Annotated in this window: 1 protein-coding gene; it reads right to left on the bottom strand. The window is 67.8% G+C overall.

Going from position 1 to position 661, the window contains the following annotated elements; genetic code table 11:
• Window positions 1–661, bottom strand: a 661-nt coding sequence (locus Aut01nite_RS43090; protein WP_204037971.1) for an IS3 family transposase, incomplete at both ends; no start/stop codon positions are given.

Raw genomic sequence — 661 nt, 5'->3', positions numbered from 1 at the left:
TGACCGGCTGGGTCATTGCGTGTAGTGCCTCGTGTTCGGCGGGTGGGACGTGGCCGAGTTCGCCGTGCAGCCTTCGGTTGTTGTACCAGTCGATGTACTCGACAGTGGCCATCTCCAGGTCGTCGAGCCCGCGCCACGGGCCCTTGTTGCGGACGAGTTCGGCTTTGAACAGGGAGTTGAACGCCTCGGCCATGGCGTTGTCGAACGAGTCGCCCTTCGAGCCGACTGAGACCACGGCGCCGGCTTCGGCGAGCCGCTGGCTGTAGCGGATCGCTCGATACTGGACGCCCCTGTCGGAGTGGTGCACGAGTCCTCGCAGGTCAGCCCCCTGATTCTGGCGGCGCCAGATGGCCATCTTCAGCGCGTCGAGGGCCAGGTCGGTGTAGAGGCTGGTGGCGACCTGCCAGCCGACGATCATGCGGGAGTACACGTCCAGCACGAACGCGGCGTACACCCAGCCCACGCTGGTGCGCACGTAGGTCAGGTCCGCGACCCACAGCTGATTCGCACCCGTCGCGGTGAAGTCACGTTTGACGAGGTCACGAGGCCGGTCGGTCTCGGCCGCGGGCCGGGTCGTGCGCGGAGACTTGTCGCGCAGCAGTCCCCGCAACCCGGCCTCGCGCATCAGCCGCTCGACGGTGCACCGGGCCACCCGCACCCC

Source organism: Actinoplanes utahensis, assembly GCF_016862455.1.
Classification (GTDB): Bacteria; Actinomycetota; Actinomycetes; order Mycobacteriales; family Micromonosporaceae; genus Actinoplanes; species Actinoplanes utahensis.
The sequence above is the reverse complement of the archived record's forward strand: the minus strand, read 5'-3'. Positions and strand labels throughout refer to the sequence as shown.